We start from the raw sequence: 11,963 nt of genomic DNA, 5'->3' as shown, positions 1-11,963 counted from the left end.
ACCGAACGTCCGTTCATTTCTTTCCGGTTTACCCCTCGGCTGCGTCTTTCTCCCAGGGGCTGGGGCCAACGTTCGGGCCGTCCGGCTGCGCTTGGGAGTCTACTGGTACGCCGGTGACCGACGGGCCGCGAAGCAATTCCCCTGGAGAGGTCAGCAGGTCCGAACTGGCCGCGGTATCCGGCGGCGAGGAAGGCGAAGCGCGGTCGGGTCCGGATTCCGCGCCCATGGTCTTGCTGGGCCGGTGGTCCGGCGCTGGGTTTTCGTTGTCGTCGTTGGCGGTGCCGGATCCAATGCTTGTGTTGCTGCTCATGCAAACCTCCTTGGGTGTTAACCCACTCTAGGCAACGGTGCGCGCCCGGACTGTCGGAGAGCCAACGCGCGTTCTGTAGGACGCTCCCCGTAGCAGTCGGCTTGGGGCGCAGCAGGAAGGCAATGCGATACTCGGCCGGTGAAAAAACATATCTATATCTACTCGCCATGCAGTGCAGTGCGCGACAAGGCGGCGTTCCGGCGCGGCGTGAAACGCCTCCAGGCACTCGGCCATGAGGTGGAACTCGACGAAGCTACGCTCGCCAGCCACCAGCGTTTCGCCGGCGATGACGAGACCCGGCTGGCCGCCATCCATCGGGCGGCTGCCAGCGGTGCCGATGTGGCACTCATTTCGCGCGGCGGCTACGGCCTGACGCGCATCCTGCCGGGCATCAATTACAAAGCGGTCGCCAAAGCGGTCGCCAAGGGCACAAAATTCGTCGGCCTGAGCGACTTCACCGCACTCCAAATGGCGCTGCTGGCCAAAACTGGAGCCGAAAGCTGGGCCGGTCCGGCCCTGGGCGAGGACTTTGGCACAGAAGGTGAGCCCGACGACATCATGGAAGCCTGTTTTGACGATCTGATCACCGGGCAGGGCGAAGGCACCGGTTGGCGCTTGCCGAAAGTTGCTACCAAATCAGTAGCTGGCAGCGCAGAGCCTGCAAGGGCTAAAGACGTATTTGAGCTAAAAAATGCTGTTCTGTGGGGCGGCAACCTGGCGGTGCTGTCGTCCCTGGTCGGCACGCCCTACCTGCCAGCCGTCAAGGGCGGCATCCTGTTCGTGGAGGAAGTGCATGAACATCCCTACAGGCTGGAGCGCATGTTGACGCAGCTGCTGCATGCCGGTGTGCTCGCGCAGCAGAAGGCTGTGGTGCTGGGCCAGTTCACCAATTACAAGCTGGTGCCCCACGACAAGGGCTTCAAGCTGGCGACGGTGGTGGCGTGGTTGCAGCGCCAGATCAAGGCGCCGGTGCTGACCGGCCTGCCGTTTGGGCATGTGTCGACCAAGGTGTTGTTGCCCGTAGGGGCTAAGGTGACGCTGGCGGTCGAAGACCGGGACGCGTTTTTACTCTGGGGTCACAAGCACTGAAAGGCCGGAGGCCGGCGAACAGGCCCTAGTTGAGGGTCAGCGAGCTGCGGCGCGAGCCCAGGCTGCCGGGCAGCAGGCCTTCAAACATCTTGGTGATGCTGCTAACCTTCTGACGGGCGATGGTTTCACCCTGCATTGCCGAAATCACGGCCATCACGTCGCCGCGGGCGTACCACAAGCCTTGCGCATCTTGGGCGTAGCGGATACGCAGCGCGATTTTGGGGTAATGCTTTTCACCGAACTCGCCGAGCTCGTTGAGCATCAGTTGCCGTATGCCTTCGGTCCGTTTTTCCAGGCTGGAAGGCGTCACCTCCCCACCATTGAGCAAACCCAGCAAGCTGCTTTTTAGATGAGGTTTAATCCAACGCATAGAGTTGAAGCTTTCAGTAGACGGGCAACGGGAAAACGTGTGGTCTGGTAGATTAAGGCTCAGCGGGATCCGGCGCAAGATCTATCGTGTGACTTGGTTAACGCAAAACAACAAAGAAATCAACGCGTTAGTAACCAGATGTCATGTCGATTCTCTGATTTTATTATGTTTTTAATACTTTTTACCTAGTTCTTTTCGTAAAGGCATGCGAAAAAGTGTACCGATTTATTGTGTGATTTATTTACATTTTTTGCCTAATTTTTTTCAAGTTTATTTTTTAAAGAGTCTTATGTCCACTTATGCCTCGCACTACATCAACGGTCAATGGGTCAAGGCCCAATCCGCAGAGACCTTGCCCGTTCATGACTCCAGCACCGAAGAGGTCATGGCCACCGTCCCGGCCGGAACGTCGAAAGAGGCCGAGCAGGCAGTGTTGGCGGCGCGCGCTGCCTTCAACAGTTGGTCAAGCCTTCCCGTTGAAACACGTGCGGCTTACCTCGACAAGGTCGCAGCCGGCCTGAAGGCGCGCGCTGAGGAGATGGCGCTGGCGATTGCCCGCGAAGTGGGCATGCCGCTGAAAATGTCGCGCATCGTGCAGGTCGGCGGCCCGACCTGGCACTGGGGCAACTACGCCAAGATCGCCCGCAGCTTTGAGTGGGAAAAGCGCGTGGGCAACTCGCTGGTGGTGCGTGAGCCTATCGGCGTTGTGGGCTGCATCACGCCATGGAATTTTCCGTTGAGCCAGATCACCCTGAAAATCGCGCCGGCACTGGTCGCCGGCTGCACCGTGGTGCTCAAGCCCAGCGAGATCGCCCCGGTCAACGCCATGATCCTGGCCGAAATCATCCACGAAGCCGGCCTGCCGCCGGGTGTCTTCAACCTGGTCAACGGCATGGGCCCGGTGGTGGGCGAGGTTCTGGCAACCCACCCTGAAGTGGACATGGTCAGCTTCACCGGCTCCACAGGCGCGGGCAAACGGGTGGGCCAGCTGGCCAGCCAGTCGGTCAAGCGTGTGGCGCTGGAACTCGGCGGCAAGTCGGCCAGTGTCATCCTGGACGACGCCGACTTCGAAGCGGCAGTCAAGGGCACGGTGTCGGCCTGCATGCTCAACAGCGGCCAGACCTGTTCGGCCCACACCCGCATGCTGGTGCCGGCCAGCCGTTATGACGAAGTCAAGGCGCTGGCCCAGGCCGCGATTGCCAAGTTCAGCGTCGGCCCCAGCCTGGAAGAAACCAGCCGGCTCGGGCCGCTGGTCAGCGCCACCCAGCGCGACCGCGTGCTGGGGTTCATCCGCACCGGCATCAAGGAAGGCGCCGACGTGATTGCCGGCGGTGCCGAGCCGCCCGCGTTCGAGAAGGGCTACTTTGTGAAGCCCACCATCCTGGGCATCAAGTCCACCGATACGCTGGCGCAGGAGGAGATCTTCGGGCCGGTGCTCGTCGTCATTCCCTACCAGGACGAGGAAGAGGCGGTAGCCATTGCCAACAGCACCATTTACGGCCTGGCCGGTGGCGTCTGGAGCGGCAACGACGAGCATGCGATGAAAGTGGCGCGCCGCATTCGCACCGGGCAGGTTGACATCAACGGTGGCCCTTTCAACGCCAACGCACCCTTCGGCGGCTACAAGCAGTCGGGCAACGGCCGCGAAGCCGGTGTGTACGGGTTTGAAGAGTTCCTGGAGTTCAAGGCGCTGCAGCTCAAGCCGGCTGCGGCCTGATTCTTCCTCAAGCCGAGGACCGTATTCGGGTAGGCTATCGACCACAACGAAGAGGAGTGGTCATGGTCTGGATCAAGCGGTTTTTCTGGGTGCTTCTGGCGCTGGGGGTGTTGCTGGCAGCGGCGCTGGCTGTTTATGCCAGCCGGGCATTGCCCGCCCTGGACGGTGAGCTCAAGCTGCCTGCGCTGGCAGCCCCCGTCACCGTGTCGCGCGACGCGGCCGACGTGACCCACATCCAGGCCCAGTCCCCGCGCGATGCCTGGCTCGCGCTCGGTTATGTGCACGCGCAAGAGCGCGGCTGGCAGCTTGAATTCAACCGCCGCGTCATGCATGGCGAGTTGTCCGAGGTGCTGGGCGAAGCCACGCTGGACACCGACAAGCTGTTGCGTACCCTGGGCATCATGGAGGCGGCCGAACGCCAGTGGCAGGCTCTGCCGGCCGACGGCAAGGTGGTGCTGCAGGCCTACAGCGACGGTGTCAACGCTTTTTATGCCACCAGCACCCAGGCGCTGTCGCCGGAATTCCATATCCTGGGCGTCAAGCCGGGTGGGCGCAAAGGCCAGCCCTGGACACCGCAGGACAGCATGGGCTGGTCGTTGATGATGGCGCTGGACCTGGGCGGCAACTGGGGCAACGAGTTTGCCCGCCTGTCCGCGGCCAAGGTGCTGACGACCGAGCAGCTGTGGCAACTTTTCACGCCTTATCCGGGCGAGGCACCGGCCTCCAAAACCGACTTCGCCAAGCTGTATGCCGGTCTGGGGATTTACAAAAATACCCCGGATGCTATTAAAACGGGAGCTGCTGGCGCTGATGTACCAAGGGCTGGAGCTATTTTTGACTCAGAAAATGCGCAAAACATGCGCAGCCTGCTGGCCAAAAATATCAACGACTGGTCAGCCAACATCGGCAACGTCGAAGGCAAGGGTTCCAACAACTGGGTGCTGGCTGGCGGCCACACGCAAAGCGGCAAGCCCTTGCTGGCCAACGACCCCCACCTGGGCCTGTCGGCGCCCGCCATCTGGTACTTTGCGCACCTGCAGGCGCCGGCCGGAATGGGCGGAGCAGCCTTGAATGTCATTGGCGCCACCTTGCCCGGTCTGCCTTTCGTCGTGCTGGGCCGTACCGACAAGGCCGCCTGGGGCTTTACCAATACCGGGCCCGACGTGCAGGACCTGTACCTGGAACAGATCAACCCCGGCAACCCCCGCCAATACCGGTTGCCGGCCCCTGCCGGCCAGTCGCCGCAGTGGGCCGAGTTCAAGACGCGCGAGGAAACCATTGCCGTCAAGGGCAAGCCCGATGTCAGCCTCACCGTACGCTTCACCCGCCACGGGCCGGTTCTCAGCGATGCGCAAAAAACGCACGACGAGCTGCTGGACACCGGCAAATACGTCCTGGCGCTGCGCTGGAGCGCGCTGGAAACGGACAACCGCACGGTGCTGGCAGGCGTACATTCCAACCGCGCGCAGTCGGTGGATGACCTGCTGGCCGCTTATGCCGACTATCACTCGCCGATGCAGAACGTTGTGATGGCCGACGTCGCCGGCAAGGTGGCCTACAAGGCGGTGGGCAAAGTGCCTTTGCGTCAGCCCGACAACGACATCCGCGGCGTGGCGCCATCGCCGGGCTGGGAGGCCCGGTACGACTGGGCTGGGTGGCTGCCTTATGCGCAGACACCGCAAGCCGACCCGCTGACCATTGGTAAAAAAGGCTGGTTTGCCAATGGCAACCAGAGTGTGGTGCCGCCCAGCTTCGACTACTTCATGGGGCAGGACTGGCTGGCGCCGCACCGCTTTGACCGCATCGAAAAGCTGCTCGCCGACGTACCGCGGCACGATCTGGTCTCCATGCAGAAAATCCAGAGCGACCAGCTCTCACTGGCCACACTGACACTGCTGCCTTTCCTGCAAAAGACGGTGTCGCAGCATGCGCTGGCGCGCGAGGCGCAGGCGGTGCTGGCCGGCTTTGACGGCACCATGGCCGCTGGCGGTGCAGCGCCGCTGATCTTCTCGGCCTGGGTCGACGAACTCACGCGCGGCGTCATCGGCAGCCGGCTCGGCGAAGAACGCCTTATGACCATGTATGGCAAACGCCATTTCCGCAGTGCCGTCGAAGGGATCGTCGAGAGAAACGATGTCTTCTGGTGTGGCGCCGCAGGCTGCGCCGCGCAGTCTTCTGCCGCGCTGGACCGCGCGCTGGACCGCCTGCAGGCCAGCTACGGCAAGGTGCCCGCGCAATGGAAATGGGGTGACGCGCACTACGCGCTGTCGGTGCACCGGCCGTTTGGCAGCGTGCCGCTGCTCGCTCGCGTGTTCGATGTCCGAGTGCCGAGCGGCGGTGATTCCTTCACTATCAATGTCGGCCAGTACTGGCCGAACGACGCGAAAATTCCGTTTGCCAACCGGCATGCGGCCTCGCTGCGCGCGGTGTACGACCTGGCCAATCTGGAGAATTCGCAGTTCATTTACCAGACAGGGCAGAGCGGCCTCGTGTTTTCAAGCCGGTACCGCAACATGAGCCAGGCCTGGGCCGCCGGCGGCTACCGACCGCTGCAGATGAAGCCGGCGGCGTTCACGCACCAACTGACCCTGGCGCCCTGATCTTCAGGCCGGGACGGCATCCACATTGAGTCGGTCCCAGTGCCGGTGGCTGGCGATGGCGGCAATGAAAGCTTGCGAAATCTGGCCCTCTTCGGCCTTGCGTGTGTCGGCCATCAGCACTCCCGGGGTCGGCTGCATCAGCGCACCGCCCTGGGCCTCGAGCGCAAAGCCCAGCGTGCTCAGTAACTGAACACCCTCGTTGAGCGCGCACAGGGATTTGCAATGTTTGTAGGCCTCCAGCACAAAATGAACCGCGTCGCCGAGTTGTGCCAGTGCCGCAGCGCTGTCGGCCCCGCCGGGAATCAGGACGGCATCAAACATCACCGAAGGCATGTTGGAAAACGTGTGGTCAGCTGCCAGCTGTTTTCCCGATGAGGTGGTCACCGGGCCCAGCTGCGGCGCGATGATCCTGCACTGTGCGCCCACGTCCAGCAGCTCCTGCTGCAGCCGCTTGAAGCTCAGCAGATCCACACCGTCGGCGACCAGGACGGCAACCTTGCGCGTCTTGATGTCGGCGCCCGGCCGGGCTGCCATGCTCAGCGCGGCATCGTCTTCCACGGTCTGGACAATTTTGTGGTCGCGGAACCCGAGCCGCCCGGCGGCGGCCTTGGCATCAGGTGCGGCGATGCCCAGCGGCGCAGCCACCCGCGCGGCCAGTTTGGCGTCCACATGGGCAAGGTTGTCCACCATGCGCTGGCGAATGCCGGCTACCTCGACCTTGGACAGCTCAAACCGGAAGGCCGCCACGATGTGGTCTTTTTCGGCCGGGCTCTGGCTGTTCCAAAACAGCGCGGCTTGCGAAAAATGGTCGTCGAACGAAGGGCTGCGCCGGCGAATTTTTGGCGATTCGAGGGCCTGCGGCTGCGTGTGAAAACCCTGCGCGCCGCCATCCACGCGGAACTCGGCCCCTGTCCCGAGGGTATTCGGCTCGTAGGCCACGCGCCCCTTGCTGATGCCTTGGCGGTGCATGCCGTCGCGCTGGAAGTTGTGGAAAGGGCAGACCGCCTTGTTGATCGGGATTTCGTGAAAGTTGGCACCGCCCAGCCGCGACAGCTGCGTGTCGGTGTAGGAAAACAGGCGGCCCTGCAGCAGCGGGTCGTCGCTGAAGTCAATGCCCGGCACCAGGTGCCCGGGATGGAACGCCACCTGCTCCGTTTCCGCAAAGAAGTTGTCCGGGTTGCGGTTGAGCACCATCTTTCCAATCAGCTGCACCGGCACCACCGATTCGGGAATCAGCTTGGTCGGGTCGAGGATGTCAAAGCCCAACTTGTTTTCCTTGCCTTCCTCGATGATCTGCACACCCAGCTCCCACTCCGGAAAGTCGCCGTGCTCGATGGCTTCCCAGAGGTCGCGGCGGTGAAAGTCCGCGTCCTTGCCGGCGATTTTCTGGGCTTCGTCCCAGGCCAGGCCGTGGACGCCGAGTTTGGGCTTCCAGTGAAACTTCACAAAATGCGAGTCACCCCGCGCATTGATGAAGCGGAAAGCGTGCACGCCGAACCCTTCCATCATCCGGTAGCTGCGGGGAATGGCCCGGTCCGACATCGCCCACATCAACATGTGGGTGGACTCGGGCATCAGCGAGACAAAGTCCCAGAAGGTGTCGTGTGCGCTGGCTGCCTGCGGCATCTCGTTGTGCGGTTCGGGCTTGAGCGCGTGCACCAGATCGGGAAACTTGATGGCATCCTGAATGAAGAAGACCGGGATGTTGTTGCCCACCAGGTCGTAGTTGCCTTCGTCGGTATAGAACTTCACCGCAAACCCGCGCACGTCGCGCACCGTGTCGGCTGACCCGCGTGAGCCGGCCACGGTGGAGAAACGCACAAACACCGGTGTTTCCACCTCCGGGTTCTGCAGAAAGCCGGCGCTGGTGAACTGCGTCATCGGTTTGTAGAGCTTGAAGACGCCATGCGCCGCGGTGCCGCGTGCATGCACCGCTCGCTCGGGAATGCGCTCATGGTCGAAGTGGGTGATTTTTTCGCGGAGGATGAAATCCTCCATCAGGGTCGGCCCGCGAACGCCCGCTTTTAACGAGTTATGGTTGTCGGCGACCTGCAGTCCCTGGTTCGTCGTCAGCGTGCCGGCCAGGTCGGTGGTGCTGTTCTGAAGTTGCTTTTGTTTTTCTGTGGCGCCGGGAGAAAGTTTCGGTGAAGTGCTGGTCGCGCTGCGCTTGGGTTGCGGCATCTGGGGTCCTTGAAATCGGGGCAAAAAGAGGCCATGCGGCCGGGCGGAGGACTAGTCGCTAGTCGCGCTCACAGTCCAGCAGGCGTTCCAGCCCGCGAACAATGGCCATCACGCCAAGGGCAGCCACGATGCCAATGATCAGCCAGCCGATCACGGTTTGCAGCGCTTCGGCCATGCCGTCCGGCACAAGTGCAAGGAGGCCCGTCAGGCCAACAACGGCGGCCAGCAGCCACACCCAGAACTCCGGGCGATGCTGAGGCCTGGCGGACACCCGGCGGTTCGGGGACTCCGTAGGGGAAGAGGCTGCATGTGTCATGTTGAATCCTCAAAAACAGAGACCGCTGCCGGGAGCAGGGGAGCGAACAGTGAACTGCTCACAGCTTACAAAACATGCCTGTGAAAGCGCGTAGCCGGGTGACGCCAGCCGCTGTAAGGGCAACCGCTGGCCCCTGTAAGACCCGTCTTACGGTTGGCTTGGGGTGAACTGCGCTGTCGCTCCGGCGCCCCCGGCGCGTCCTCCTACAGACCCACAACCGGCTATCCCGCAGGAGGTCCACGCCAAGGCTTTTAAAGTTTCTGATGTTTGCCAGTCGAAAGTTTTGAGAAAGTTTTGTTTATGTCCACACCTTCCCTCCACGAAGAAGAGTCCAGATCGCCGGATGTTGCCAACCGGCACTTGGGAGACGATGTGTTGCAGTCTGCAGAAGAAGCCGTGCTGAGCAACCCCGCTTCATCGGCCGAGGCGCTGGCGCCCGGTGCGTTCGATCCTGGCGCGCCGGCAGGTGATGCTCTGTCGCAGCGCCAGCGTCTGCGGCGGTATCAGGAAGAACTGGCCGCCTATGTCGCCCGAAAGCCCGCCCAGTCGGCCCTGATGGCACTTGCAGCCGGTGGGGCGTTGGCTGCCCTGTTGCGGGCTGCGTTCAGTCGCCGCCGGCATTGAATTCTTCAGACATGGCTGCAGGCCAGCCTTGTGTCCTTTGTACCTTCTACGGAGACTTTCCATGAATTCCCCGACCTTTGCAACCGCGCCCGAAACGGGCACCCAGATTCCGCCCGAGATGCCGCCACCGGTGATGCCGCCTTCACCGGAAGTTCCGCCCGAAGAGATTGACCTGCCGCCCGGCGAACCGGCCTTGCCGGTGCGCGAGCCGGGCAAGGTGACACCGGTCCACGCTTGAGGGTGGCCGCGTCGCCGCCCCACCACGCCTGACACTCGCCTGACACGCCGCTGGATTTTTTTGCGATGATGGTCGCATGAGCCTTCAGTCTGCCCCTTCCCACGCCCCGTTGCATGTCGCCCTGATCGGTTATGGCTTTGCCGGAAAAACCTTTCATGCCCCGCTGATTGCCGGCGTGCCCGGTCTGCAGCTGAGCTGTGTTTCAAGCAGCAAGCCGGCGCAGGTACTGGCCGATTGGCCGCAGGTGCGAGTGGTGGCCGAGCCCGGTGCGGCGTTCGCTGATCCGGCTATTGATGTGGTGGTGATTGCCACCAGCAACACCTCCCACCATCCGCTTGCCAAAGCCGCCTTGCTGGCTCGCAAACACGTGGTGATTGACAAGCCCTGCACCGTGACGCTGGCGGAAACCGAAGAGTTGCTGGCGTTGGCGCACACACAGCAACGGGTGTTGACGGTGTTCCAGAACCGCCGCTGGGACGCCGATTTCTTGGCGCTGCAGCAGGTGCTGGCGCAGGGTGTCCTGGGCCGCATTGTTCATTTCGAGTCGCACTTTGACCGCTACCGCCCAGAGGTGCCAGACCGCTGGCGTGACCAGGCCTTGCCGGGCTCGGGTCTGTGGCTGGACCTGGGGGCACACCTGGCCGACCAGTGCCTGCAGTTGTTTGGCTGCCCCGACGATTTGCTGTTGGACCTGGCGCAGCAGCGCGACGGTGCCCGCACCAATGACTGGTTCCATGCCCAGCTGCGTTACGGCAGCACGCACCCGGGCCTGCGCGTCATCCTGCATGGCAGCGCGCTGGTGCCTGTACGCGGGCCACGGTTTGTGGTGCATGGCACGCAGGGCTCGTTCATCAACTACGGCCTGGACACGCAGGAAGACACGCTCAAAACCGGGCGCCGGCCCAGCCTGGATTCGCTTGGTGACTGGGGGCGTGACCCACTTCCCGCCGAGGTGCTTGTTTACCGGGACGGGCAGGCCCTTCCCCTGCCTGCGCCAGAAACGACAGGCAACTACCTGACTTTTTATGCGCAGCTACGCGACCACCTGCAGGGCCGTGCCGCTGTACCCGTCACCGCTGCACAGGTGCACCAGGCCATGGGCTTACTCGTGCTGGGCGAGCAAAGTGCCCGCGAGGGCCGGTTTCTGTCTGCGGCGCACTTGCTGGCGGTTGTCGCGCCGGCCGTCTTTTATCCCATACCTGACAGGTAAATGATGGCGCGCAGGGCGGAGAATTCGTAGTCCACGAATTCGCTGAACTCGCGGCCTTTCAGCAATGAAGGCGTCCATTTGTTGGCTGTCATGGCGTCGGTCCAGGTCTTGGTCCTGGTGGCCTCCACCACCATGTTGGTCAGCGCTTCGCGTTGTTCGGGCGAGATGCCGGGCGCGCCGTAGACACCGCGCCAGTTGCCGATAACCACGTCAAAGCCCTGTTCCTTCATGGTGGGTACAGCCACGCCGGGCAGGCGTTTTTGTGAGGTGACACCGATGGCCTGCATCTTGCCGGTGTTGATGTATTCGGCAAACTCGCTGTAGCCGCTGCCGCCCACCGTCACGTTGCCGCCCAGAATGGCCGCCGTGGCTTCGCCGCCGCCGCGGAAGGCGACATAGTTGACCTTCTTCGGATCCACCCCCACGCTGCGCGCCAGTATGCAGGCGGCGATGTGTTCGGTGGAGCCTCGTGAGCCGCCGCCCCATTTCACGCTGCCAGGGTCCTTTTTCAGTTGCGCCACAACGTCCTTCATGCTGGTGAAGGGTGAATTTGGCGGAAGCACAAACACGTTGTATTCGCTGGTAAGCCGGGCAATGGGGGTCACCTGGGTCAGATTGACAGGGGGCCGGCCGGTGATGAGGCCGCCCAGCATCACGGCGCCCATCACCATGAGGGCGTTCGGGTCGCCCTTGCTGCTGTTGATGAACTGGGCCAGGCCCAGAGCGCCAGCGGCACCGCCCTTGTTCTCATAAACCACGGCGTCGGCCAGCTTGCCGTCCTGCAATGCTTTGCCCAGGGCCCGGCCAGTCGTGTCCCAGCCGCCGCCGGGGTTGGCCGGGATCATCATTTTCACAGTGGGGGCAGCACGTGCCGTCAGGGGCAGGGCGCCTGCAGCGGCCAGTGCGGCCATGGATTTCAGGAAGGTGTCGCGACGCATGGTTGTCTCCTCTTTGGGTGGTGGTGAGCTTTCATGCTGCGCGGCGAGGCTGTCACTCGGCTGTCTATCCTCTAGGTGAAAACGCGGGGGAGGCTCGCCGCGGACAGGTTTCGCCAAATAGCCCCGCGGGTGGCTTGAACAGGTACAAAGGCCTAAAATACAGGGTTCCCCCCAAAGTCCGCATGAACGCCCCCATCGACGTCTCTTTTTTCGCGCGCGCCGCAAAACCGCTCACCAGCTACCGCAAGTACTGGGCTAGCCGCTTCGGCACGTCGAAATTCCTGCCCATGAGCCGGGCCGAGATGGACGTGCTTGGCTGGGACAGCTGCGACATCATCATCGTCACCGGCGACGCCTATGTGGACCACCC

12 protein-coding genes are annotated in these 11,963 nt (G+C 62.8%); 7 read left to right on the top strand and 5 right to left on the bottom strand.

Annotated features, from left to right (window positions below; all coding sequences use genetic code 11):
• Positions 1-28: 28 nt before the first annotated feature.
• Positions 29-310, bottom strand: coding sequence for a hypothetical protein (locus ABI660_RS15560; protein ID WP_348069657.1), 282 nt, complete (start codon positions 308-310; stop codon positions 29-31).
• Between the two features lie 138 nt (positions 311-448).
• Here ABI660_RS15560 and ABI660_RS15555 point away from each other — a divergent pair, with 138 nt between their 5' ends.
• A complete protein-coding gene (locus ABI660_RS15555; protein ID WP_348069655.1) occupies positions 449-1,399 on the top strand; it encodes an LD-carboxypeptidase in 951 nt (316 codons plus the stop codon).
• A gap of 25 nt (positions 1,400-1,424) precedes the next feature.
• Here the strand turns inward: ABI660_RS15555 and ABI660_RS15550 are convergent, their stop codons facing one another.
• On the bottom strand, positions 1,425-1,769 hold the full coding sequence (locus ABI660_RS15550) for a hypothetical protein (protein WP_348069653.1): 345 nt from the start codon (positions 1,767-1,769) through the stop codon (positions 1,425-1,427).
• A 289-nt stretch (positions 1,770-2,058) separates the two neighbouring features.
• Here ABI660_RS15550 and ABI660_RS15545 point away from each other — a divergent pair, with 289 nt between their 5' ends.
• Together ABI660_RS15545 and ABI660_RS15540 are read left to right on the top strand one after the other, a co-directional pair.
• Entirely contained in the window at positions 2,059-3,486 is a 1,428-nt protein-coding gene (locus ABI660_RS15545; protein ID WP_348069651.1) for an aldehyde dehydrogenase family protein, read from the top strand.
• A gap of 62 nt (positions 3,487-3,548) precedes the next feature.
• The gene (locus tag ABI660_RS15540) at positions 3,549-6,086 is read left to right on the top strand and encodes a penicillin acylase family protein (RefSeq protein ID WP_348069649.1); all 2,538 of its coding nucleotides are present in this window, start codon (positions 3,549-3,551) and stop codon (positions 6,084-6,086) included.
• A 3-nt stretch (positions 6,087-6,089) separates the two neighbouring features.
• Here the strand turns inward: ABI660_RS15540 and ABI660_RS15535 are convergent, their stop codons facing one another.
• Both ABI660_RS15535 and ABI660_RS15530 read right to left on the bottom strand, forming a co-directional pair.
• Positions 6,090-8,267 carry a catalase gene (locus ABI660_RS15535; RefSeq protein ID WP_348069647.1) on the bottom strand — a complete coding sequence of 726 codons (2,178 nt, stop codon included), beginning with the start codon at positions 8,265-8,267 and terminating at the stop codon, positions 6,090-6,092.
• A gap of 58 nt (positions 8,268-8,325) precedes the next feature.
• A complete protein-coding gene (locus tag ABI660_RS15530; protein WP_348069645.1) occupies positions 8,326-8,583 on the bottom strand; it encodes a hypothetical protein in 258 nt (85 codons plus the stop codon).
• 300 nt (positions 8,584-8,883) lie between these two features.
• Here ABI660_RS15530 and ABI660_RS15525 point away from each other — a divergent pair, with 300 nt between their 5' ends.
• The 3 genes from ABI660_RS15525 to ABI660_RS15515 all read left to right on the top strand — a co-directional run bounded on the left by ABI660_RS15525 (position 8,884) and on the right by ABI660_RS15515 (position 10,655).
• Positions 8,884-9,207, top strand: coding sequence for a hypothetical protein (locus ABI660_RS15525; RefSeq protein ID WP_348069643.1), 324 nt, complete (start codon positions 8,884-8,886; stop codon positions 9,205-9,207).
• A gap of 61 nt (positions 9,208-9,268) precedes the next feature.
• Positions 9,269-9,445 (top strand): hypothetical protein, encoded by a 177-nt coding sequence (locus ABI660_RS15520; RefSeq protein ID WP_348069641.1) that lies wholly within the window; start codon positions 9,269-9,271, stop codon positions 9,443-9,445.
• 76 nt (positions 9,446-9,521) lie between these two features.
• On the top strand, positions 9,522-10,655 hold the full coding sequence (locus ABI660_RS15515; RefSeq protein WP_348069639.1) for an oxidoreductase: 1,134 nt from the start codon (positions 9,522-9,524) through the stop codon (positions 10,653-10,655).
• Here ABI660_RS15515 and ABI660_RS15510 read toward each other — a convergent pair.
• Positions 10,634-11,593 carry a tripartite tricarboxylate transporter substrate-binding protein gene (locus tag ABI660_RS15510; protein WP_348069637.1) on the bottom strand — a complete coding sequence of 320 codons (960 nt, stop codon included), beginning with the start codon at positions 11,591-11,593 and terminating at the stop codon, positions 10,634-10,636. The two genes, ABI660_RS15515 and ABI660_RS15510, sit on opposite strands and share 22 nt — an antisense overlap.
• 182 nt (positions 11,594-11,775) lie before the next feature.
• Here ABI660_RS15510 and ABI660_RS15505 point away from each other — a divergent pair.
• On the top strand, positions 11,776-11,963 hold a 188-nt coding region (locus tag ABI660_RS15505), incomplete at its 3' end, for a hypothetical protein (RefSeq protein WP_348069635.1).

It is taken from the genome of Polaromonas sp. (assembly GCF_039930745.1).
Lineage (GTDB): Bacteria > Pseudomonadota > Gammaproteobacteria > Burkholderiales > Burkholderiaceae_C > Polaromonas.
Note: the sequence above shows the minus strand (reverse complement) of the source record. Positions and strands in the feature narration are given on the sequence as shown.